The organism is Enterococcus sp. AZ170, from assembly GCF_050545135.1.
Lineage (GTDB): Bacteria > Bacillota > Bacilli > Lactobacillales > Enterococcaceae > Enterococcus_L > Enterococcus_L ureilyticus.
This window is the reverse complement of the sequence record NZ_CP172947.1, coordinates 2048584-2071308: the sequence shown is the minus strand read 5'-3', so window position 1 is coordinate 2071308 and position 22725 is coordinate 2048584. Positions and strand designations below refer to the sequence as shown.

The 22725-nt window shown below is 35.2% G+C and carries 21 protein-coding genes and 1 riboswitch; of the genes, 14 read left to right on the top strand and 7 right to left on the bottom strand.

The window, feature by feature from the left end:
- The first annotated feature begins 8 nt into the window (after nt 1–8).
- The 8 genes from IGJ55_RS09940 (at nt 9) to IGJ55_RS09905 (ending at nt 9472) form a co-directional block, all read left to right on the top strand.
- The gene (locus tag IGJ55_RS09940) at nt 9–1850 is read left to right on the top strand and encodes an ABC transporter ATP-binding protein (protein WP_207121339.1); all 1842 of its coding nucleotides are present in this window, start codon (nt 9–11) and stop codon (nt 1848–1850) included.
- Between the two features lie 142 nt (nt 1851–1992).
- Nucleotides 1993–3009: an NAD-dependent epimerase/dehydratase family protein gene (locus IGJ55_RS09935; protein ID WP_430606298.1), complete on the top strand. Its 1017-nt coding sequence runs from the start codon at nt 1993–1995 to the stop codon at nt 3007–3009.
- A 5-nt stretch (nt 3010–3014) separates the two neighbouring features.
- Nucleotides 3015–4007 carry a 3-oxoacyl-[acyl-carrier-protein] synthase III C-terminal domain-containing protein gene (locus IGJ55_RS09930; RefSeq protein ID WP_430606296.1) on the top strand — a complete coding sequence of 331 codons (993 nt, stop codon included), beginning with the start codon at nt 3015–3017 and terminating at the stop codon, nt 4005–4007.
- Entirely contained in the window at nt 4004–4846 is an 843-nt protein-coding gene (locus IGJ55_RS09925; protein ID WP_430606293.1) for an MBL fold metallo-hydrolase, read from the top strand. The genes IGJ55_RS09930 and IGJ55_RS09925 overlap by 4 nt, the downstream gene beginning before the upstream one ends.
- Nucleotides 4827–6167: a F390 synthetase-related protein gene (locus IGJ55_RS09920; protein WP_430606291.1), complete on the top strand. Its 1341-nt coding sequence runs from the start codon at nt 4827–4829 to the stop codon at nt 6165–6167. The genes IGJ55_RS09925 and IGJ55_RS09920 overlap by 20 nt, the downstream gene beginning before the upstream one ends.
- Before the next feature lie 3 nt (nt 6168–6170).
- A complete protein-coding gene (locus IGJ55_RS09915) occupies nt 6171–7292 on the top strand; it encodes an ATP-grasp domain-containing protein (protein WP_430606289.1) in 1122 nt (373 codons plus the stop codon).
- Nucleotides 7285–8400: a hypothetical protein gene (locus IGJ55_RS09910; protein ID WP_430606287.1), complete on the top strand. Its 1116-nt coding sequence runs from the start codon at nt 7285–7287 to the stop codon at nt 8398–8400. The genes IGJ55_RS09915 and IGJ55_RS09910 overlap by 8 nt, the downstream gene beginning before the upstream one ends.
- 100 nt (nt 8401–8500) lie before the next feature.
- Nucleotides 8501–9472, top strand: coding sequence for a diaminopimelate dehydrogenase (locus IGJ55_RS09905; RefSeq protein WP_069639937.1), 972 nt, complete (start codon nt 8501–8503; stop codon nt 9470–9472).
- 70 nt (nt 9473–9542) lie between these two features.
- Here the strand turns inward: IGJ55_RS09905 and nrdI are convergent, their stop codons facing one another.
- Nucleotides 9543–9980 (bottom strand): class Ib ribonucleoside-diphosphate reductase assembly flavoprotein NrdI, encoded by a 438-nt coding sequence (gene nrdI / locus IGJ55_RS09900; RefSeq protein ID WP_069639938.1) that lies wholly within the window; start codon nt 9978–9980, stop codon nt 9543–9545.
- Between the two features lie 473 nt (nt 9981–10453).
- Nucleotides 10454–10552: riboswitch (TPP riboswitch) on the top strand.
- Between the two features lie 53 nt (nt 10553–10605).
- Between nrdI and thiT the strand changes: the two genes are divergently transcribed.
- Together thiT and IGJ55_RS09890 are read left to right on the top strand one after the other, a co-directional pair.
- Nucleotides 10606–11193 (top strand): energy-coupled thiamine transporter ThiT, encoded by a 588-nt coding sequence (gene thiT, locus IGJ55_RS09895; protein WP_069639939.1) that lies wholly within the window; start codon nt 10606–10608, stop codon nt 11191–11193.
- Between the two features lie 143 nt (nt 11194–11336).
- Entirely contained in the window at nt 11337–12908 is a 1572-nt protein-coding gene (locus IGJ55_RS09890; RefSeq protein ID WP_430606285.1) for a hypothetical protein, read from the top strand.
- A 182-nt stretch (nt 12909–13090) separates the two neighbouring features.
- Here the strand turns inward: IGJ55_RS09890 and IGJ55_RS09885 are convergent, their stop codons facing one another.
- Together IGJ55_RS09885 and IGJ55_RS09880 are read right to left on the bottom strand one after the other, a co-directional pair.
- A complete protein-coding gene (locus tag IGJ55_RS09885) occupies nt 13091–13216 on the bottom strand; it encodes a hypothetical protein (RefSeq protein ID WP_429949532.1) in 126 nt (41 codons plus the stop codon).
- Nucleotides 13217–13380: 164 nt separating this feature from the next.
- Entirely contained in the window at nt 13381–13779 is a 399-nt protein-coding gene (locus tag IGJ55_RS09880; protein ID WP_207121331.1) for a VOC family protein, read from the bottom strand.
- 233 nt (nt 13780–14012) lie between these two features.
- Between IGJ55_RS09880 and IGJ55_RS09875 the strand changes: the two genes are divergently transcribed.
- The 3 genes from IGJ55_RS09875 (at nt 14013) to IGJ55_RS09865 (ending at nt 17586) form a co-directional block, all read left to right on the top strand.
- Entirely contained in the window at nt 14013–15545 is a 1533-nt protein-coding gene (locus IGJ55_RS09875; protein ID WP_430606282.1) for a zinc ribbon domain-containing protein, read from the top strand.
- A gap of 128 nt (nt 15546–15673) precedes the next feature.
- Nucleotides 15674–16825, top strand: a complete 1152-nt coding sequence (locus tag IGJ55_RS09870) for a glycoside hydrolase family 3 protein (protein ID WP_430606281.1) — start codon at nt 15674–15676, stop codon at nt 16823–16825.
- Nucleotides 16826–16836: 11 nt separating this feature from the next.
- A complete protein-coding gene (locus tag IGJ55_RS09865) occupies nt 16837–17586 on the top strand; it encodes a zinc-ribbon domain-containing protein (RefSeq protein WP_430606279.1) in 750 nt (249 codons plus the stop codon).
- Between the two features lie 56 nt (nt 17587–17642).
- Here the strand turns inward: IGJ55_RS09865 and IGJ55_RS09860 are convergent, their stop codons facing one another.
- The 4 genes from IGJ55_RS09860 to IGJ55_RS09845 all read right to left on the bottom strand — a co-directional run bounded on the left by IGJ55_RS09860 (nt 17643) and on the right by IGJ55_RS09845 (nt 20633).
- A complete protein-coding gene (locus IGJ55_RS09860) occupies nt 17643–18494 on the bottom strand; it encodes a MurR/RpiR family transcriptional regulator (protein WP_069639945.1) in 852 nt (283 codons plus the stop codon).
- Between the two features lie 115 nt (nt 18495–18609).
- Nucleotides 18610–19449: a Cof-type HAD-IIB family hydrolase gene (locus IGJ55_RS09855; protein ID WP_069639946.1), complete on the bottom strand. Its 840-nt coding sequence runs from the start codon at nt 19447–19449 to the stop codon at nt 18610–18612.
- A 34-nt stretch (nt 19450–19483) separates the two neighbouring features.
- Complete coding sequence (locus tag IGJ55_RS09850; RefSeq protein ID WP_430606274.1) at nt 19484–19867, bottom strand: VOC family protein; 384 nt, start codon at nt 19865–19867, stop codon at nt 19484–19486.
- A 130-nt stretch (nt 19868–19997) separates the two neighbouring features.
- Entirely contained in the window at nt 19998–20633 is a 636-nt protein-coding gene (locus IGJ55_RS09845) for a hypothetical protein (RefSeq protein ID WP_430606273.1), read from the bottom strand.
- A 373-nt stretch (nt 20634–21006) separates the two neighbouring features.
- On the opposite strand from IGJ55_RS09845, the gene IGJ55_RS09840 reads away from it, so the two are divergent.
- The gene (locus IGJ55_RS09840) at nt 21007–22503 is read left to right on the top strand and encodes an Lsa family ABC-F type ribosomal protection protein (protein ID WP_430606271.1); all 1497 of its coding nucleotides are present in this window, start codon (nt 21007–21009) and stop codon (nt 22501–22503) included.
- Nucleotides 22504–22725: the final 222 nt, after the last annotated feature.

Below are 22725 nucleotides of genomic sequence, written 5' to 3'. Positions count from 1 at the left end.
GAAAAATAATGGCAGAACAAACACAAAATCGCCCTCGTGGCGGACGCGGACCTGGAAATGGCGCTCCAGTGGAAAAAGCTAAAGATTTTAAAGGAACACTAAAAAAATTAATCTCCTATATTGGTGCTTATAAAATACCTGTTTTCTTTGTAATGATCTTTGCAATTGCGTCAACCATCTTTAATATCTGGGGCCCAAAAATCTTATCACAAGCGATCACAGAATTATTCAATGGTTTGATTAAAAAATATCAAGGGACTGGCGGGATTGATTTTAGTAAAATCGGTGGGATTTTACTATTCATGTTAGGACTTTACTTAGCAGCTTCAGCCTTTGGGATCATCCAAGGTTGGATCATGTCAACGATATCGCAAAAAATAACCTATCGGATGCGTAAAGAAATTTCAGAAAAAATCAATCGTATGCCAATGAATTACTTTGAAAGTCGTACAACAGGAGAAGTCTTGTCTCGCATTACCAATGACGTGGATACCTTAGGACAATCATTGAACCAATCAATCACACAATTGATTACATCCGTCTTTACCATTATTGGGGTTATCGTCATGATGCTCTCGATTTCTGTGCAAATGACTGGTATTGCCATTTTGATTGTGCCAATTTCAATGATTTTAATTATGATTGTTGTGAAAAATTCGCAAAAATACTTTAAAACCCAACAAGAATATCTTGGGGTGATCAATGGTAAAGTGGAAGAAACAATTGGCGGCTACAATATCGTACGTTTATTCAATGATGAAGAAAATTCCTTGAATGAATTTGAAGAACAAAATAATATCCTATTCAAATCAGCCTGGAAATCTCAATTTCTTTCTGGTTTGATGCAACCAATCATGAACTTTGTAGGAAACCTCGGATATGTTGCAGTGGCAATTTTTGGTGGGATCTTAGCCTATAACGGAACCATTACCGTTGGGGACATTCAAGCTTTTATCCAATATGTTCGTAACTTGACACAACCTATTGCTCAATTGGCTCAAGTCTCTAACTTACTTCAGTCAATGGCTGCCGCTGCTGAACGTGTTTTTGAATTTCTTGAAGAAGATGAGGAAGCACAAACTGTACCAAATCCTGTTAAGATCGATAAAGCCAAAGGAATGGTCGATTTTGACCATGTTCGTTTTGGTTATACACCAGATAAAATCATTATCAACGATTTTAGTTCACATGTTGATCCAGGTCAAACCGTGGCAATTGTTGGTCCAACAGGCGCTGGTAAGACCACAATGGTCAAATTATTAATGCGTTTTTACGATGTGACATCTGGTGCGATTAAAATCGATGGTCATAATATTAAAGACTTTAACCGTGCAGATTTACGTAAAAATATTGGAATGGTTTTACAAGACACTTGGTTATTCAAAGGAACGATCATGGAAAACTTGCGTTACGGTCGTTTAGATGCAACGGATGAAGAAGTATATGAAGCAGCCAAAGCCGCTCATGTTCATCACTTTATCCAAACATTACCTGGTGGCTACAACATGGAATTAAATGAGGAATCTTCCAATATTTCTCAAGGGCAAAAACAATTATTAACAATAGCTCGTGCAATTTTAGCAGATAAACCAATCTTGATTCTTGATGAAGCGACTTCTTCTGTAGATACAAGAACGGAAGGATTGATCCAAGGCGCCATGAACAACTTAATGGCGGGTCGTACATCATTCGTTATTGCTCACCGATTGTCAACCATCAAAGATGCAGACAAAATTCTTTATATGCAAGATGGTGATATCAAAGAACAAGGAACTCATGAGGAATTACTTGCTCAAGGTGGCTATTATGCATCACTTTACAATTCACAATTTGAAGAGTTGGATGAATAAAATAAGATAAAAAGCTAGAAATGACTTCCTACCGTCATTTCTGGCTTTTTGTTTATAGATTATGGTGTTTTATCTATGATAAAATAGAACGTGTATCACCTGATCAATAGTGTATAAGAGAAAAAAGCTTAAGGGGGAGCATGTGAAAGAAAAAATAATTGTCACAGGTGCAACAGGTTTTTTAGGTCAGTACGTTATTCAAGAATTAGTTGCACAACATTATGATGTGATTGCAGTTGGTAGAAATAAAGCTCAGTTGGACTTTTTAGAGGAAGAATATACTATTACACCTTTAATGCTAGATTTAAATCATAGAAGTGAAGTTTTTAGATTGTGGCCTAAAGAGGTATCCGCGTGTCTACATTGTGCTGCGCTGTCAACAGTTTATGGACCATATGAAGATTTTTACGAAGCAAATGTAGCAGTAACAAAAAACGTAATCGAGGCTTCAATTGCCAAACAAGTAAAACGCTTGGTGTTTGTGTCATCTCCTAGTATTTACGCTAAATGCAAAGACGACTTTAACATTAAAGAAGTAGATTTAACGAATAAAGCCTTCGATCCGCCGTATTTAAATAATTATATTCAAACAAAAATCGAAGCGGAAAGGCTACTTCATCACTATCAAGAAGAGATTGAACTCGTAATCGTTCGCCCTAGAGGCTTGTTTGGAATTGGTGACACCAGTATCTTTCCTAGATTGATGGCAGTCAATCAAAAAATTGGCATCCCATTATTTCGTAATGGGCAAGGCAATATCATGGACCTAACATGTGTAGAAAACGTTGCCTATGCCCTCAGACTATGTGTAGAGGCAAATGGAATAAATGGCTGCATTTTTAATATCACGAATGATGAGCCTATTTCTTTCAAACGACTGATTGATCGAATTTTTCAGCTTTTGGGTGAAGAGGTCCATTATCGTCAATTTAATGAACAGTTTATTTATAAAATTGCACATTTATTAGAAAAATTCCATTATTTATTCAAACTAAAAAAAGAACCGCTATTGACACGTTATACGGTCAGTATTTTGGCTTATAGCCAAACATTGGATATTCGTTTTGCAAAAGAGAAATTAGGGTATCAACCGATCATGACGATCGATGAAGGAATCCAAAAATATATTACGGATTATAAAATGAAACTGGATGGGTGAAAAAAATGAACTTTACCATCGTTGGGTCAGGCAGTTATTTGCCTGAAAGAGTTGTTTTATCAAATGAAATCGATCAGCAGTTTGGGCTGGAACCAGGAGAAACAAAACGAAGAACAGGCATTGCCAAACGTCATTTTTACGATGAGGGAACATCCAAATTGGCGGCAAAATCTGTCAGAGCGGCCCTAAAGGATGCACAAATGAATTACCAAGAGTTAGATATTATGATTTGTGCTTCAGGTACATTTGAACAGCCAATTCCGTGTACGGCTAGCTTGATTGCAGAGCATTTTTTAGCAGAGAATCATCAGATTCCCTGCTTTGATGTGAATGCAACCTGCTTGAGTTTTATTAGTGCTTGCGAAATCGCACAAGCTTTTATTGAAACAGGTAAATATAAAACGATTTTAGTTGTTTCAGCTGAAGCTGGGGATGATGCACTTGATCCAACTGAATTTGAAAGTAGCGCTTTGATTGGAAATGCTAGTGCCGCTTTCATTTTTTCTACCGCTGAACAACCAAAGGCACAATATGACGTAGAAGTGTTGAGTGCAAAATTCATGACATATCCCGAATATGCCCATAGTGCCGAGATCAAAGCGGGTGGGAGTGCTGATTTTATTCCTGAGCATGAACAAGACCGCTATTTTCATATGGATGGTTTTGAATTAATTAAAGCAATGCGCCGTAAATTGCCAGAATTTCTTGGCGAACTTTTATCAGAAGGCAGTACAGAAGTCTCAGAAATTGATTTTGTGGTGCCTCACCAAGCCAGTGGTCCTGGTATGAAAATTGCTGCGCGAATGGCTAAATTTTCGCACACACAAATGGTTGATATTATTGGAGAAACTGGAAATACAATTGCGGCATCAATCCCGTTTACATTCGAACATTTATTAAAACGAGAAGACCAATTTCAAGATAAGTTGGTACTTTTATTAGGAACAGGTGCGGGGATGTCAATTGGGGGACAATTATTGAAGGTGAATCGCCGATGATCCGTCATATCAACATAATAAAAACAGGATCTGCCAGACAACGGCCTTTTTTGACAATGGCAGGTGGTTCTTTCCAAAAAAAAGAATACCCCATTTACTGTATTGAGCTGGAACATGAAACCAAAGGGAAAATCTTGATTGATACCGGCTATGGAACCCACTTTTTATCTCGATTAAAAAAACTGCCCCAAACTGTTTATGGAAAATTATTCATAGAAAAAGAGCAGAAAAAAGTGGAACAACAAATGTTTTTAAAATCAGAATATGATTGGCTATTCTTGTCCCATTTTCATCCGGATCATCTTGGCGGTATCTGTGAAGTAAACTATCGTAAACTAAAGATATCAGCTGCCATTGAGCAATTGAAAAAGCAACCACGTGTCATGCAATTACGTCAAGGTTTTTTTCAGGAATTGTTACCGCAATCCTTTGAGCAAATGAGCTATTTTGAAACAGCTCCGTTAGTGGAACTCTTTGATTTAAAGGTGAAAGCGTATGATCTTTTTGGTGATCAAAGTATTTGTGCAATTAACATGCCTGGACATGCTTTAGGACAATTTATTTTTTATCTACAAACGATTCAAGGGCCAGTATTGTTAGCAATCGATGTTGCTTGGCACTTAGAATCAATTACCGAAGGTCGGCTGCCAAATAGATTAACAAAAGTAATTGTTCATAATTTTGCTCAGATGAAACAAGATATAACCTGTTTAGCTCAGATCCATGAACAACAGCCAGAGCTGCCCATTTTCTTATCTCATTGTGAAACGTCGCTTACTCAGCTACTTGAATGGAACCAAAAACGAGGAGGCGCAATCGTTGGATATCAAGAAATTTAAACCATTTTTGAGGACGTATATTGACCTTTCTTATCAGGATTATTTAAGCAAAAAGCGCCCAAAAAAATTTCGTCATTATCAAAAGAAACGATTACAAAAACATTTAGAAAAAATTGTGCCTAAATCCCCATTTTATAGTCGTTTTGTAAATGAATCTGGTAAAATTGTTTACGATCAGTTTCCGATAATCAACAAGGACGTGATGATGAATGAATTCGATACATTGAACACGAAACGAATCTCATTAAAACAGGCGAAGCAAGTGGCTCTAAAGGCAGAAGAAAATCGAGATTTTGCACCGAAAATCGGAACGATTTCCGTTGGCCTTTCTTCGGGTACGACAGGAAACCAAGGCGTTTTTTTAGTGAGTGATCAAGAAACAATCCAATGGTCAGCAGCGATGATGAAAAAAGCGATTGATCGACGGAAATTTCGAGGAGAAACGATTGTCATTGCATTTTTCATGCGAGCCAATAATAATTTATATGAAACAATCAATCAGGGCAAAATTCGGCTGCATTTTTTTGACTTGATGAATCCTATCGATGAAAATTTAGCTAGACTTGATCAACTGAAGCCAAACGTTATTGTAGCGCAACCTTCTATGTTGCGCTTGATCGCTGCTTTTTATGTAGATCATTCATTAGAATACAAGCTAAAAGAAGTATTCAGTGTTGCAGAAGTACTAGAAGAAATGGATCGAGCATACATTGAAACAAGCTTATCCTGTCGTCTAAAAGAAATTTATCAAGCAACAGAAGGATTCCTAGGCATCAGTTGTCATCATGGAACATTACACTTAAATGAGGACATTGTGTTTATTGAAAAAGAATATCTCTCTGAAACATCTAATCGATTTATTCCAATCATAACGGATTTATACCGAACCACACAACCATTGATCCGTTATCGTCATACTGATATCCTGATTGAGCGTAAAACACCATGTCCTTGTGGTAGCTCATTTATTGCACTAGAAAAAATTGAAGGCAGAGAAGATGATTGCTTTATTTTCTATGTTGAGAATGAAGCGCAGATTGTTTTTCCAGACTTCATCCGCTATGCAATAGCACGGAGCAGTGATGAAATTCTACAATTTCAATGCATTCAGCAAACAAAAGAACGTATTGATCTTAAATTAGAGTTATCATCAGCTAGTTCTGAGCAAACGATTATTCCAATCGTTATAGATCAGTTAAACAAAGTATTTCCATCAAGCTTACAGACTCGGATCAACATAAATGTAAGCATTGGTAACCTGACCAATGAGTATGGTAAGAAAATGCGGCGTGTTATCTCATACGTAAAAAGGAGTGACTAATGGATGCGTATAGTTTTAACAGGGGGGCGTTCCCCTTTGGCGCTGTTTTTTGGGCAGAAATTAAAGCAGATGGGTCATGAAATGTATATGCTGGAACACTTTAGTCCAACATTTGCCAATTATACAAATATTTTCACAAAAATTGAAGTGATTGCACCACCCGCGCAACAGTTTGAAACTTTTAGAAAAGAAGTTCTATCTTTTATAGAGAGAAATGCCATCGATCTTCTTTTACCGATAAATGAAGAAACCCTTTACTATGGATTACTTCAAGAAGAGATCCAACATAGGGGGACTAGCTTTTTGATTGGTGAACAAGAATTACTAAATACACTACACAATAAATTGACGTTTATCACTTGGTGTGAAGCGATTGGATTGTTAGTACCAAAAAGTGAGTTGTATGTGGCACAGGCTGTTGATTTTTCTAAGCAATTAGTCAAGCCTATCTATTCGCGCTTTGGTCAATCTGTGTTCTTTTCTGAAGAAGCTATTACTACGATAGATTCTGAAAACTATATCGTACAGGAAAAAATTGAAGGACAGCAAATCTGTCTCTCACTGATGCTCAAAAACGGTCAACTGATTTCTGCTTGTGCCTATGATACAAATCTAGGAATCGAAAACTTTGCCAGCATTACGTATGTACCGTTTGAGCATCCTAAATTAACGCAGATCATTGAAATTTTGAGTCAACATTTAAGCCAAAATGGTTTTTTTAGCTTTGATTTTATGTTTGATGGCACAACCTTTTATCCGATTGAATGTAACCCACGTCTAACGTTTGGTGCTGTTTTGGATAATGAACGGATCATTGCAGGACTTTTAAATACGCCTGTCAAAGAAATAAACAAAAGGATAACGACATCTTATGGAATCAAACTGCTTTGGCTAGGTAAAATAATCACACAAAAAAACTGGCGAAAAACATATCCGACTTATCTTAAAACACAAGATGTCTTGGCGGAAGCCTTTGTTTGGCAGACCTGGCTGATGCTGCCATGGGTCTTAGCTCAATATTTTCTTAAAGCAAAAAAACAAAAATTAAGCATAACCGATTTTGTTGTACAGGATATTTCGTATCAAGTAGATAAAAATGAGGGAACGGAGGGATCGGATGAATGACGTTCGTTTGTATTCAAAAACCGATTTTTCTAAATGCCAATTAACTCAGCACCCATTATATAGTTATATTCGAACCTTTCTAACCCATGATGTTTCCAGTCTAATAGAAAACTGTAGGAATACCACTTGCTACGCAATCGAATTTGGTAAAGAGCTTATTTTGGTTGTGGATGCACAGTTTCAGGCAGGACAAACATATCCGACATCCTTAAGAGCGCAATATTTAGATTATGCCCAAGAAGAATTAGCGTTGACTGAGATAAAAGGGCAAAAACTATTGTCAGGGGCTTTCCGACTATTAAAGACGATTATACCTCAAAAAATAGATGAAGCCGTTTATGTAGGAAACTATTTAGTATCGACAAACCTTTTTCCAAATTTTACGCTGGAAGAAGTACAGGCAATCGAGCTTCTTTTGAATAAACATTTCCCAAATAAAACGATTGTTTATCGTTCACAAAATAGCTTTCTAAATCAAGAACTAATGGAACATCTGGATGTATTAGACTATCAACCCTTTATATCACGGCAGGTTTTCATTGCACATCAAGCCCAAGTAATCAAACGCAAAAAGAGTTTCAAAAAAGACTGTAAATTGGCAAAGGACACAATGTTTGATATACGAATAGACTTTGATGTAGAAAACTATACTGAACGGATTATCGAACTATACTCGCAATTGTATATTTCAAAATACTCTAAGATCAATCCGCTGTATACAACTGTGTTTATTGAAGCGATGACAGATGCTCAAAATACTCAATTTATAGGGATTTTTGATGATGAAAAACTGATTGGAGTCACGATGAGTTGGTCTTTTGACGGCGTCTTGACCGTTCCCATTTTAGGCTATGATTTGAGTTATCCAAAGGAGGCTGGTATTTATCGATTATTAACGTATTTTACGCTCCTTCGTGTGAATGACCAGCAGATATTTCATATGAGTTCAGGAGTGGGGCCCTTTAAGCTTTCAAGAGGGGCTGAATATTTTCCAGAGTATATTTACTATAAACGGGTACCTTCAGCTAAAGGATACACTTGTTCTTTTTGGTTATTGCAGAAGCTGAATAAGATTTTAATCCGTATAAGCAAAAAAAAAGTATTTTAACAAGAGTAAGCGGAAAAGCTGATCAAATTTCTTAAGGGTTATTGTCAGGGAATCTTTTGTTTTGGTATAATTCATTCTATAGAAGTGGAGGAATGTAAGTATGATAAAAGTAGCTATCATCGGGTATGGGAACCTAGGGCGTGGGGTTGAGCGCGCAATCAAACAAAATGAAGATATGGAACTGGTAGGAGTTTACACAAGAAGAACTCCGGAAAGTGTTCAAACAGAAGGCGCAAAAGCCTTTACAATGGATCAACTAACATTAAAAAAAGGGGACATTGATGTCTGTATTTTGTGCGGAGGTTCAGCAACAGACTTACCCACACAAACGCCAGAATGGACGCATTTATTCAATACCATTGACAGTTTCGATACACATGCGAAAATACCAGAACATTTTACCAAGGTGGATCAAGTCGCAAAAGAAAATCAAACGACTTCAATCATTTCGACTGGTTGGGATCCTGGTTTATTTAGCTTAAATCGTTTATATGCGCAAAGTATTTTACCAGTTGGAGAGACAAACACATTTTGGGGAAAAGGTGTTAGTCAGGGACATTCAGACGCTTTAAGACGAATCGAAGGCGTAATAGATGCTGTTCAATATACCATTCCAAATAGTGAAGTTATTAAAAAACTAAAAGCTGGAGAACAATTGACTTTAACGACTCGTGATAAACATTTTAGAGAGTGTTTTGTGGTATTGGAAGTGGGTGCTGAGGAAGAAAAAATTCGTGAGGAAATCATCTCGATGCCAAATTATTTTGCTGATTATGATACAGAAGTTCATTTTATTTCACAGAGTGAACTAGACCAAGAACACAAAGCAATGCCTCATGGTGGAACGGTTCTTCACACTGGAATAACACATAAAAATACCAAACAAGTTATCGAATACAATTTGGACTTACAAAGTAACCCAGAATTTACTGCGAGTGTATTGGTAGCCTATGCGAGAGCGTGCGTTCGCTTAGCAAAAGAAAAACAATTTGGTGCATATACTGTTTTGGATATTCCGCCGAAGTATTTATCACCTCGAACAGACGAGGAATTACGGAAAGAATTATTGTAGAAATCAGCCAAAAACAGAGAATTCTTATTTATAAGATTCTCTGTTTTTTGTGTAATCGAATTAAAAATAGTTAATGCTTATCGGTTGCCTCAATCAACGTATTTAAAACGTACTCTATGTCTTCCTGTGTGCCACGAAGTTCATAATCTGCTAAAAAAGGAAAATTAAATTTTTGAGCATATTGTTTAGCAGTTAGACAATATTGATGATTAAAATTTTTATTACCACTACCGACAACTCCCAAACAATAACGAAAGTTTTCATGAAAGTCCAAATACTCTCGCATTGTGTCTGTTAAAATTTCCGTATCACCATTATCTAAGCCATTTCCTCCACCTAAATAAGTTGGAACAAAAGTGAAAAAAGAACTTTCCTCATCTTCAAAAACAGAGTTTTCATGAATTTCTTGTACGTCAATTTGTATAGCATACTGCTTAGAAGCGTATTCAGCAAGACGCTTAACAAAAGAACGCGTGTTGCCAGATATTGATATATAAAGGATCTTCAAACTTAAAACCTCCCTAAACTAAAAGTGGAGTGAACTCGTTTAGCTCTGACAGAAAAATAGGAAACGAAGAGTGAGGTGCCTTTTGCCTCATTCTTATTCTAACTATAATAAAGAATAACCAAGTTTACAACTTTTTTCTAGATTAGAATGAGACAATTAGATTAAAACTTTATTTCGTCTGTTCTATTATTTATCAATCCTTATTTCCTTACATATAAAGACCCCAGGAAAATACACGGCAGCAACGATAATCTTTCTTTTGATTGCTAAAGTGATCGCTACCTATTTTGGTATTTTATAAGATTAGGTAAAACAATACTTATGATAAAATTTGAGCTTGGGATGTAAGTGCTAAGCTCAAAGAATTTTTCCACTTAAAATAGAAACATACGTGCATCTTTACTTTTTCAGGATATCATGTTAAAGTTCTAGTGTTATCTCAAAAGAAGATAAACACAAAAAATTAAATAGAACCCATCACAAAGGGGAGCCCATGGCTGAGAATGAGTAACCACTCTAAACCCTTGAACCTGTTCGTTAGTACGAGCGTAGGAATTGTGATGGAGTAAATAAATTCGTTTACTCCTCCTTTGTGAATTGGTCGTTCTACAGGGAGGATTTTTTTATGCAAAGAAAAGCAGCGTTACAAATTTGGATTGAAGGAACGATAGTTGCTGCAATCGCAATGGTTTTGTCATTTATTCCGATGAACATTGGTAGTAGCTTTTCCATATCGTTAGGCATGATTCCAATCACATTATATGCTTTGCGAAGAGGAGCCAAAGCAGGTTTTTTTTCTGCTTTCATTTGGGGATTACTTCATTTTCCATCAGCCCAAGTATACTATTTAACGCCACTTCAAGTCATAATTGAATATATCTTAGCTTTTGGTTTTGCCGGTTTTGCTGGGCTTTATAGTGGGAAATTACAACAAACAATCAAAGCAGGAGACTTTAGAAAGAGCAGTCGCATTATTCTTTATGCAACATTTTTAGGTACGGCAATGCGTTATTTTTGGCATTTTCTTGCTGGAGTTATTTTCTGGGGCAGTTTTGCTTTGTGGGGGATGAATCCTTGGTTGTTTTCATTTATAATGAATGGCTTAAGCGGGTTGGCTACTGCAATTGCAACATCAGTAGTTCTGCTATTGGTGCTTAAGATCAATCCTAAGCTGTTTGTTCCTACGAGTATGTCTCGATTTGAAAAGAGCTAAAAATAAAGTTGAGTGAATAGTCCGAGCTAGAACGTGTACGTTTTGGCTCGATTTTTATTTGTCTTGACCTTATTTTCATTAAATTTTTTTATAGAGCCCGTTAGTCTATGTTACAATAAAAATAAAAAAGGATCAGGGAGTAAATGAAAAGAATTAGGTATGGGTTGTTATTTATTTGTATAGTTGGGCTTTTTTTAATTATTGGTGGCAAACATGTGTCTGCAGAATCTTATATTGAAGATCAAACTGGAAAAATCAATCAAGAAACTAAAGAGTATGTTTCTAACTTAAATCAAGAAAAATTTTCAGTTCTAGATGGTAAGCCGGAATATGGTGTTGTCATCACTCATGATGTGGAACCTCAAGGAAATAGCCTGGAATTACATTTAGGCAATAAATTTAGAAATTTTGATTTTCAAACTAGAAATGCTCCTGTAAATAGTCTTCTCATCTTTGTTTTAGCGCAAGACGAGGTATACTTTGCGCATGGTGAAAAACTTACTTCAATATTTGAGCCGTTGAATGAAGATGAAAAACTGAAACATCAATTATTAGAATTGATCAAAGCAGATAACTATAACGAAGCAGTCATCGAAGCAAGTGATCGTGTCTACGCCGATGTAAAAAAAGCTTATGCGGAAAAGGGACTAGCAAAAATCACGCAAGACAGTGATAAAATCAGAGCAGATAAAAAAAAGCAAAAAGAATTTGGGAACATGAAACGGATCATCATAGTGGCCGCAGTGGTTTTTCTTATTGGGATGGCGTATATCATCTATTTGCGCTACAAGAACAACGGTGTGAAAAGACAGTTTTACTTACACAAGATACTGCCCAATAGATTAGTGAAAGATGCACTGTTTAATCAAAAAGACTTTGATCATTGGTTAAAAAGCAGTCAGAATGTTTATAATAGATATTCAAATAAAAATGAAGCGCTCAGAGCGTTAAAATACTATTGTATGTATTATTTTTTTCCAAAAAAAATCAATCAATTAGGAACTATCTCTGATCAACGAAAGAACATACTAAAAAGGATGATAACAAATCAAGAGATTGGAGACAATCTTTTTGCTAATTATTTTGAAAATGAACAATTTACCTTCCTGATGTTTAACTTAATGATAACAGATGCTCAAAAAGTATCAGACGCTTATGCTGAGAACCTTCTTAGTCGTTTAAGTCAGTTTGTTTCTGAATATGATATCGATGACGAGGTCTTAGAATCAAAGTGTTCGCTGATACCAAAATATAAACTGAGTCTGTATGAAGAAGTAAAAGAGGTCATAGTAAAAAAACAAGAACAAGCAGACTATTTAGTTGAAAATATGATTGCAAATAAGAGTTATGAGCAGTTGTTAGATGGATTGCCTGAGGAACTGGAAAAGGTGACGTCTAGTTGTTTAAAAGTAGCTATTTTCAACGTTGATTTAGAACAGGTTTATGAATTGAAACCAATTTATAAAGAGATCATTGAAAATGATTTTTCAGATGAAGATCTAGCGGAAACGATGTTTAGTATCAGAATAGGTTATGCAACGAATCGTACGTCAATACTTAAATTGCAAGAGGTTGTAAAATCAGTCATTATTAACATGCAGGATACAATCAAAGACAGGAATAAAAGACAGACAACAGTTGTTCGATTTGATTTTGGGGAGAGGGATGTAAAAACCACTTTTCGTCCGAAGAGTAAGAATCGTTTTTTTGATTGAGAAGAGTTCATAACGTTAGTTAAATTAGCTTAAAGTCTTACGTAATGAAAAATTGTAGCGATTATCCAGCCTAGCTTGATAATCGCTACAATTTTTGCTGTACTTGAATATATTCTATGATGAAAATCAATTAATTTTACTCAACTTATCTAACTCTTGTATTTCATTCCATGTTTTGTCCATTAAATCGATTGATAAAGCATCCAATGTGGTGAAACGGTTTGATGGATAATTGGAACAAACACTAAAAAGGTTCCAATCACAATGGTTAGGCATAACATCAAGTGATTTTTTATAAAATTTTTCATTAACTATTCCTCCTGCAACTAAGATTTAAGCCTAACTTTGCATTACTCGCTTAAATGATACCTTAGAAGTTGCTTCTACCAAATAATAAAGCTGGTTACTAGTTAGAAAATAAAAACAGAATAGACAAATCTACTCTGTAAAAATCAAGTTTATTCGTTCCCTTTTACATCTGCATCCAAGTTGGTTCTAGAGAGTTGCCATCAGGATCTTGTACTTCAAGACCAAACATTTGATCGTCTGGAATCCCCATATCAACTTTGTAAAAGTCCCCGCCGTTAGCCTTTGCAGTTTCACCAAATTTTTTCACCGCTTCAGCACTATCCAAACTAAAAGCGATCAATGTAGCACTAGTTGTTTTAGTATCTGCAATTGTTTTATCCTTAATAAACTTACTGTAAAACGCATGATTTAAGAGCATGATCCAAAAGTTATCATCCCACACCATTGAACTTGTTTCGTCTGTAGAAAAGTCTTGATTCTTTTTAAACCCTAATTTTTCATAAAACTCAGTAGAACGTTTTACGTCAGTGACTGGGAAATTTACAAAAACCATTGTTGCCATAAGATCCAACCTTCTCTCATTTTTTGTTGATTACGACTAGAGCATCTCATGTGTTTATTTTTTTGTCAAAAATAACGGATTAAATGAAAACTGTTATTTAAATCGATGGCATAGGCTTTCTTTTTTTATAAATCTTCATTTATTTCCAATTTAATCACAAAAATAGTTGACTTTTTGTTTGCGAAATAGAATGATAAGGTAGGGAGTAAAAATTGTAGAAATAGGAGATAAACATGAAAAGTTGTCAGTCATGTCAGCATGAAAATTACGAGGATGCAGTCTATTGTGAAAACTGTGGACTACAATTTGAAGTAAGCCAAAAAGTAGAAGAGGACAGCAAAATAGTTTGTTCATGTGGTTCATTGATAGAAGAAGAGGCTCGATTTTGTCCTGCCTGTGGTGAATCAGTATCGCACACAAATTCACTGCAATCAGAAGGAAGTAAAACGAGTAAGAATAAAGTGCGAATGAAAAAAAGTCAAAGAGTTTTCTTAGCAATCATTGCAATCCTTTTCTGTTTAGTTATAGGAAGCTATTTTACAGCAAAAAATTATTACAGTAAAGAGAACCAGCTAAAACGAATGATAGAGATCGTGAGGAATAAAGATATCAATCAAATGGAAAAATTGACCGTTTCAACAGATCCTAATTATCAAATAACAAAAAATGAATTAAAAAGATATTTCGCTTATTATGAACACAACGAGCATAAAGAAGCCTTTTCTAAATTAATTCTGCAGTTAGAAACTGGGGATAAGCAGACAGGTGAGTTATCATTATTAAGAAGTGGCAGGAAGTTTTTGCTTTTTGATGTCTATCAATGGGAACTAAAACCTGGGTATATCACCATTACAGCAAACCAGAAGGATATGCAGTTATTTTTGGATGACCAAGAAAAAGAACGAACCGATCAGGATCTATTTCAGACAGTCTGGGGCCCCTTAACGCCGACAGAATATACTATCAAGGGAGAATTATTAGGTGAGCAAAATGAAACAACAGTTGATTTAATTCAAGCTCACCATACTGGCTTAATTAAAATGAATCAAGTTGATTTTGACTTTCGCAAGCTTTCATTTAAAGTAAAAACCAATATCTCTGATGCAGAAGTGTTTATCAATGACAAAAAAATTGGTCAACTTTCTAATGGGGAATATGAAGTAAAAAATCAAATTTGGAATCAGGGAATGACTGTTCGATTAAAAAAAACATTAGCAGATAAAAGCATTATCGAAACAAAACAACACACGATTGATGGGCTATCTTTTGATGCTAGCGAATATGATCCCGAATCGTATGCATCGATCATTGAGCTGGATTTCTCAGGAATCAAAGGAAAATCAGAGGTTGAAACCTTTTTGTCCCATTTCTATGGAGATGTCTCTAGTTATACAGGATCTTATTCAACGTATGATGAAACAACCAAACAAACATTTTCTACTTACTTTACAGATACTAAAAGCAATGTTGAGTACCAAGACTTTGATACATTCATTCAATCTGTGCGTGATAGTAAAAGCAAGAGTTCAGTAAGTGGAACTCCTACGGTGGAATCTGTTAAAATGAATGGTAAAGATTGTTATGATGTGCAATACTTGATCAAGTATAAGACCCATTACAAAGAGTATAAACAAAACGATGTGACACAAATTTTTCGCTATCAAAAGGCAACGCTGAGGTATAATGACACAGAAAAGCAGTTCAATATTCAAAGTTTAGGCGGAAAAGAAAACTTTGAAATCGTTGATAATGGTGGAATTGAATGAACAGATTAACGATTTATTAGTACGACTTACAGGCTATTTTTGTCAGCTTTTGTGTAAAGCGTTTAATTTTAGGAGGGACAATTATCAATCATAAAAAGACGATTATCAGTGCAGTATTCATTTTATTAGTGATTATTGGCATTAGTTTAGCGGTGATTTTATTGTTTAGTCAAAAAGAAGGAACAAATCATCAAGAAAGCTCTTTAACTAAAACGATTGAAGAAACAACGAATACAACTAAAGAAAGTAAAATTATTCTTGAAAATAATCAAGATAAAGTAATTGAAGAAATGATCGCTTCGATGAGTGTGGAAGAAAAAGTTGGACAATTATTTTTAGCTCGTGTCCCAATGGAAGACCAGTTGGAAAATATTCAAAATTATCATTTAGGTGGTTATCTTTTATTTGGTCGAGATATGGAGACTGAAACGCCAGTATCATTAAAAGAAAAAATTGCTTCTTACCAATCTGTAAGTAAACTCCCACTATTTATAGCTTCTGACGAAGAAGGTGGAACAGTTTCACGTTTAAGTGGAGGAATCGATTTAATTCCGGAGGCGTTTAAATCACCTCAAGAAATCTACCAACAAGCAGGTTGGGAAGGGATTCGTTCAGAAATTCAGAAGAAAGCAGAAGTTTTACACTCATATGGTATTCAAGGTGGCTTGTTTCCAGATGCTGATGTAGCAACTGATCCCCAAGCCTTTATTTATGATCGAACTTTAGGGTTGGATGCCCAACAAACAAGTGAATATGTAAGAATTAGTGTAGAAGAATTAAAAAAGGGAAAATTAGTATCAACGCTAAAGCATTTTCCAGGTTATGGGAATAATCGTGATTCTCATATAGAAATCGTCTATGATGATCGTACGTTGGAAGAATTAAGAACAAATGACTTTTTACCATTTAAAGCAGGTATTGCTGCGGGTGCGGATAGTGTTCTTGTTTCTCATAATATCATTACGAGTATTGATGCAACTATGCCAGCATCAATTTCTCAGCCTATTCATGACATTTTGCGAAATGAGTTAGGTTTTCAAGGTGTGATCATGACAGATGATATGGATATGGCAGGTTTAGCTAATTTTATTTCTCAAGAAGAAGCGGGTTTAGCTGCTTTAAAGGCAGGGAATGATTTGATTTTATCTTCTTCGTTTCAAGAACAAATCCCTTTTGTTTTACAAGGAATCGAACAAGGTACTTATACGATGAAAGAGCTGGATCAGTCCGTTTATCGAGTATTAAAAATGAAAATGGAGATAGGATTAATAAAAGGGTAGAGGTGTAAAAAATGAATAATTGTAATCGTTGCGGAAAAGAAGTTAAAAAGGAAGCTAAGTTTTGTCCAGCCTGTGGTCAAAGCCAAATAACAGAATCTGGTGTAACAAAGTCTGGAGAAACAGTGTTGGAAAAAAGCGTTCAATTACAACAAAATCTAAATGAACAATTAAAAAAGAATCAAACTGTTCAACAGCTAAAAAAAGAGAGCAAAAATTATTTCCGTTGGTTAAATGCCCAGATAAAAGGGGAAAACGCGGTACAAATAAAAACAATACCAATTTTTGGCGTAGTTAATTTTTTATTATTGATTGTTCTTAATAGTATTGCGATCAGTCGAAGTATTGCTGAAATTCGTTATTCTAAAGAAATAGTATTGTTGTTAAGTGCTTATTTTTTTGTTTTTATCTTACTCTTTTTCCTAATAATGAATAAGCTCCTGAAAAAGGATGTATCGTTCCTAACTGCGTTTGGGTGGCTTTTTAGTCCAGCAAGTTTGGCGGTATATGTTAGTCTATTTTCAGTGTTGATTGCTTTTCTAGTAACTAATTCTTTCCAGATCGTTGCAGGGCTATTTTTCCTATCTGCTTTAATCGTCAGTTTATCTTTTACAGATAATATTTGGAAAAGAGAGGGAGCTTTGGGACGATTTAGTTTGACATTGTTGTTATTATTATTTTCTTTTATCGTACTTTCTTTTTCCTGTTTATTATTAGGTGATTCGCAGTTGATTACGATTGTTCTCTTTAACTTGTTTGAATAAACGAAAATCAAGACAGCTCAGTGTAAAAAGTGAGCTGTCTTTTGTGGAGAATCATCTTAGATTAAATTTGGGTTCATTTTTTGATAGTTAGCGAGTTTATAAGCCAAATTTTTGTCATAGTCTTGGTTGAAGAAACTAAGATATAAACGATCAAAGATGGACATCAAAGACATTCGAGTGGAAAAAGATGAAATTTTATTGTAATGATTTTCCATTGATGAAAAATAAAAGACACCGTCCACTTTTTCCTGTAACAATGGACTATGCAATGAGGTAATCAATAAAATTTTACACTGATTCTTTTTTAAGATTTTAAGAATTTTTTTGACACTTGAGCCACGCCCTTCGTAAGAGACTACAATGGCTAAATGATTAGGTGTGCTATTTGCAGCCGTTAGGTTTTGCCGATAATCATCAATTGGTACATTGATGTTGCGACCGATTTCCTGCATTTGAAATTGAAAATTTTGAGCAAAGTAAATATTTGCTGATGATGCATAGATATCGACAATATTTGCTTCTTCAAGTAAAGCGCTACTAAGTGCTAACATCTCAACATCATTGGTATCAATTGTCGACTGAATAGTTTGTTCATAAACTGTTTTGAGTTTTTGGGTCATAGCATAGTGATTATCCTCAGCAGAAATGGGGTAGTCAATATCAATCATTGGCTCTGTACCGTGTTCATTCAGATAGGTAACTAGTGCAAATTTAAGATCATTCAAGCCATCAAGATCAAGTTTATTGATCAATCGGTAGATCGTCGAAATCGATACATAAGAATGTACTGCTAATTCTTTTGGAGAAAAATGGATCACTTTTTCAGGAGCATCAAGAATATAGTCAACAAGAACTTGTTCACTCGTTGTGAGTTTATCTAAATTTTTTAGTTTAAGCATAAGATTCATGGGATAGACACCTTTCAATTCAGTCTGTATAAGTGAATTATACCTGAATATGACTGAATGTGTGAATCATAAAAAGATAGCTCCGTTTTTTTGATTCAGATCTACTTCTAACAGATTAAAGTAATTCAGCTAAAGCCGTTGCTATGCCATCTTCATTGTTTGATGTTGTGATCTTATCCGCTACATCTTTTAATTCATCAACCGCATTGCCCATTGCAATCCCCAGGCCTGCGTAATTGATTAAAGAGAGATCATTATGCCCATCACCAAATGAAACGATGTGCTCTCTATGAATGCCCAGAGGCTTCAAGGTTTGCTCCAAAGCATTCGCCTTATCAATACCTTGGTCAGTGAATTCAAAGTACATCGGTGCAGAGAACATGCCGCTAACGGATTGCTTAAATGGTGCAAGTATTTCTTCCCAGTGTTCTTCTAAATATTCTGGCTGAGCAGCAACTAGGATTTTGTGTAGTGGGAAATCAACAAAAGCTGCTAAATCTTCTTTTTCACACAACTGGAAATTACCGCCACGTGATTCATATTCAATAATATTAAATAGCCCGTCAGTAGCCCCTAAGTCTAACATGCCGTCGAACACATTATTGACGTACATATATTCATCTTTAGCAATCATCGGCTTTACATCGAATGATTTTAGATGCTCTAAAATTTTCTTGCTATTTTCGATTGAAAGAGGTTGACTAAAAAGTTCTTTTTGGCTACAGACATCAAGAACGTGAGCGCCATTATAGGATACAATCATCCCGTCGTATTGGTTCATTTGCAGTTCATCCACGAATTTTAACATTCCAGGGGTAGGTCGACCAGAAGCTAAGATGACTTTGATTCCCTTTTCTTGAGCCTTGATCAACGCTTCTTTCGTTTTTTTCATCAATTTTTTGTCATCATTTAAGAGTGTGCCATCAATATCTAGTACAATTGCTTTTATGTCCATTTTATTTCCTCCAATAAGCATCGATTTTATAGTTTTAAATTGTTAATTCTAGACGATTTCCTTCAGGATCGGCAACGACCGATTCATAATAGCCATCACCAGTTGTACGAGCAGGGCTTAATAGTTCATATCCTTCCGTAACCAAGATATTGGTTAGATTATCAACACTATCTTTGCTCCCTAAAGAGATTGCTAAATGAGCAAATCCTAAACCCTCATTCTCAGAAAGGTGTTGAACAACATCAACTCTTCTCATGATTTCAAGTCTTGCACCATCCGTAAATGTCAGAAAATAGGATTGAAAGCTCGTTTTTTTATTATGATAAAGAGCTGAAGAGTGCGCATTAAAATAGGTTTCATAAAACGTCCGCATCTTCTCCAAGTCAGCTACCCATAAGCCAATATGTTCAATTTTCATTGTAAAGTCTCCTTTAATCGTTAGTTGTGAGTATAGTATATAGGAAAACGAAATTAAAAAGCAGACTTTCTAGAAGGTTGAAAGAATCTTCTCAAGATTGCTCGTTCTTAAAGACTAAATATGATAATTTTCATTCAAGATTTTTTGATAATTCCTCATTGATGGCTCTATCTAAAGTTTCAAGAATCGTGAATACAGAATTAGTCAGAGGGACAAGATCTTTTTTTGAAACGATTGCCATAGAAAGTTGCATTAAATAAATATCACCTGACCATGTTTCTTTATGTAAGGTCAAATAGTTAATCAAGGACTGCCGGTAAGCTGCTTTTTGATTGGTTAAGATTAAATCGAAAACGTCAGGAATAACAGAGATAGTAAAGTCAGGAACCAACTGCTTTTTTTTGTAGAACGCTTCGACTTTTTTAACCGTTTCAGCGACTGTTTTAGGATTTGAAAAAATCAAGTGTTTTTGATGAGGATTCGTTGTAATGTGTTCGAGTAATGGATGCTCTACACGAATAATTGGCACACCTTTGATCGATTCCTGTTGAATCAAGTTGGAATACATAGTGCAAGTAATAATGACGTTGCAGACATTTTTTGTTATTTTATCTTCAATGAATTGAGTGAGTTTTTCTTTTGTGATGATCTCAAAAAAATCTGTCATGACATAATGCTCTAAAATAACATTGTCTTTATCTTGAAATAGTGGAGTCAAATAGGGGATGTTAGAAGAATGAGCGTGAATACAAATTATTATTTTCAAGTGTTTACCTCCCAGCCAATAATCATAAATAATAGCTACTATACTTCATAGTATACGTTACTTTCTTCATTTTAGTAGTTTCTTTTAGAATAGAGAACCAAGCATTGTTGACAGAGAGAAAAAGATCATGATATAGTAAAAGCATAAAAAGACGAAGTGAGGGATCCGTGCATTGAAAAATTAAGTCAATTTGTTGAAGCTGCATTCAGACTGTAACTTGAGCTATCTCAGGGGAGCAGTGTGCAGATTTTCAGAATTGGCATGATTTTTCAAGGTACGGATTTTTTGTGTACTCGAAATCCCGTTGCTAGTTCTGAAAAGTGCAGAAGGAATCATTGAACTTCCTTCAGCTTTTCATAAACGAGGTGAGACGATGTCAAAAATTGAACTAAAAAATATAACATTCGGGTATGACACTCAAGGAACATTACTATTCGATCAAGCAAATTTAAACGTTGATACTCAGTGGAAATTAGGGTTGATTGGCAGAAACGGTCGAGGAAAAACAACCTTACTAAAAATTCTACAGGATCAATTGGTGTATAGTGGAAAAATTATTCATCAATTAGAATTTCTGTATTTTCCTCAACCAATTAAAGATAGTAAGCAATTGACTTACTATGTATTGCAAGAAATCAGTGAGTTTGAGCAATGGGAAATCGAACGTGAGTTAAATCTTCTCCAAGTAGATCCTGCAATCTTATGGCGTGAGTTTGAAAGCCTTTCTGGCGGTGAACAGACAAAAGTTTTATTAGCTTTATTGTTTATTGATGCTCATTACTTTCCCTTGATTGACGAACCAACGAATCATTTAGATATTGTTGGACGTAAACAAGTAGCGGACTATCTGAAAAAGAAACGTCAAGGATTCATTGTGATCAGTCATGATCGTTCCTTTGTGGATGAAGTGGTAGATCATGTATTATCTATTGATAAAAGCCAGATAGAGCTTTACCACGGAAATTTTTCAGTTTATGAAGAACAGAAAAAAATCAAAGATGATTTTGAGCTGGCGCAAAATGAAAAATTAAAAAAAGAAGTCAGCCGCTTGAAAAAAACAGCTGCTGAAAAAGCAGAATGGTCGCGTTCTAAAGAACAAGATAAATATGGTAGAGCCTCTGAAAAGGGGAGTGGAGCAATTTATGATACTGGTGCGATCGGTGCACGTGCAGCTCGTACGATGAAACGTGCTAAAACAATCGAACATCGGATGGAAACAAAGCTGACGGCAAAAGAAAATCTACTTAAAGATATTGAATATATCGATTTATTAACGATGAATTATCAACCTAGACATCTCAAACGATTATTGACAGTTGAGAATTTACAGTTAAATTATCAAGAACAATCCTTGTTTCGAGCAATATCATTTGAGTTAAACCAAAGCCAAAGAATCGCTTTAGCTGGTCCAAATGGTTCAGGGAAATCATCGATCATTCGCTTTTTATTGAATCAATTTGATGGTGGGCGTCAAGGAACAGTGATTCGTCCAGAGCGATTAAAAATCAGTTATGTTCGTCAAAACTATGAAGACAATCGAGGAACGCTACTGGAATTTTCTGAAGAACAAAACCTCGATCATCAAGAATTTCTCAATAACTTGCATAAACTAGGAATGGAACGAGAAGTCTTTCAAAATCGAATTGAACAAATGAGTATGGGGCAACGGAAAAAAGTTGAACTCGCTAAATCATTGGCCCAGCCGGCTGAACTTTATATTTGGGATGAACCATTAAATTATTTGGATGTCTTTAATCAAGAACAATTAGAGCAATTGATTTTGTCGATAAAACCAAGCATGCTTTTAGTTGAACATGATCAAGTCTTCTTAAAAAAAATAGCCACCCAAATTATTACGCTGAATAAGTAAGGAAAAACCTGTTGAAAGATGATGCTTGTCATTTATAAGTTAGGAACGCTTTTATATAGGCATTCCTAGCTTTTTTGATGTCTGAAAATAAAAGTAGAATCAATACTAGCACCAATGAGCATTTTTTAGAACAAATCTTTTATAATGGTATATTTCATAATGTTTAAAATATGTTAATTATGGTATTATATAAATAAGGCAGTTATCAATATGCACAAAAAT

Coding starts and splice junctions, on each gene's coding strand:
- IGJ55_RS09880 (WP_207121331.1), bottom strand. CDS start 13,779: ATGGCAACAATGGTTTTTGTAAATTTCCCAGTCACTGACGTAAAACGT.
- IGJ55_RS09875 (WP_430606282.1), top strand. CDS start 14,013: ATGAAAAGTTGTCAGTCATGTCAGCATGAAAATTACGAGGATGCAGTC.
- thiT (WP_069639939.1), top strand. CDS start 10,606: ATGCAAAGAAAAGCAGCGTTACAAATTTGGATTGAAGGAACGATAGTT.
- IGJ55_RS09905 (WP_069639937.1), top strand. CDS start 8,501: ATGATAAAAGTAGCTATCATCGGGTATGGGAACCTAGGGCGTGGGGTT.
- IGJ55_RS09915 (WP_430606289.1), top strand. CDS start 6,171: ATGCGTATAGTTTTAACAGGGGGGCGTTCCCCTTTGGCGCTGTTTTTT.
- IGJ55_RS09885 (WP_429949532.1), bottom strand. CDS start 13,216: ATGAAAAATTTTATAAAAAATCACTTGATGTTATGCCTAACCATTGTG.
- IGJ55_RS09940 (WP_207121339.1), top strand. CDS start 9: ATGGCAGAACAAACACAAAATCGCCCTCGTGGCGGACGCGGACCTGGA.
- IGJ55_RS09840 (WP_430606271.1), top strand. CDS start 21,007: ATGTCAAAAATTGAACTAAAAAATATAACATTCGGGTATGACACTCAA.
- IGJ55_RS09865 (WP_430606279.1), top strand. CDS start 16,837: ATGAATAATTGTAATCGTTGCGGAAAAGAAGTTAAAAAGGAAGCTAAG.
- IGJ55_RS09855 (WP_069639946.1), bottom strand. CDS start 19,449: ATGGACATAAAAGCAATTGTACTAGATATTGATGGCACACTCTTAAAT.
- IGJ55_RS09925 (WP_430606293.1), top strand. CDS start 4,004: ATGATCCGTCATATCAACATAATAAAAACAGGATCTGCCAGACAACGG.
- IGJ55_RS09910 (WP_430606287.1), top strand. CDS start 7,285: ATGAATGACGTTCGTTTGTATTCAAAAACCGATTTTTCTAAATGCCAA.
- IGJ55_RS09850 (WP_430606274.1), bottom strand. CDS start 19,867: ATGAAAATTGAACATATTGGCTTATGGGTAGCTGACTTGGAGAAGATG.
- IGJ55_RS09930 (WP_430606296.1), top strand. CDS start 3,015: ATGAACTTTACCATCGTTGGGTCAGGCAGTTATTTGCCTGAAAGAGTT.
- IGJ55_RS09860 (WP_069639945.1), bottom strand. CDS start 18,494: ATGAATCTTATGCTTAAACTAAAAAATTTAGATAAACTCACAACGAGT.
- IGJ55_RS09890 (WP_430606285.1), top strand. CDS start 11,337: ATGAAAAGAATTAGGTATGGGTTGTTATTTATTTGTATAGTTGGGCTT.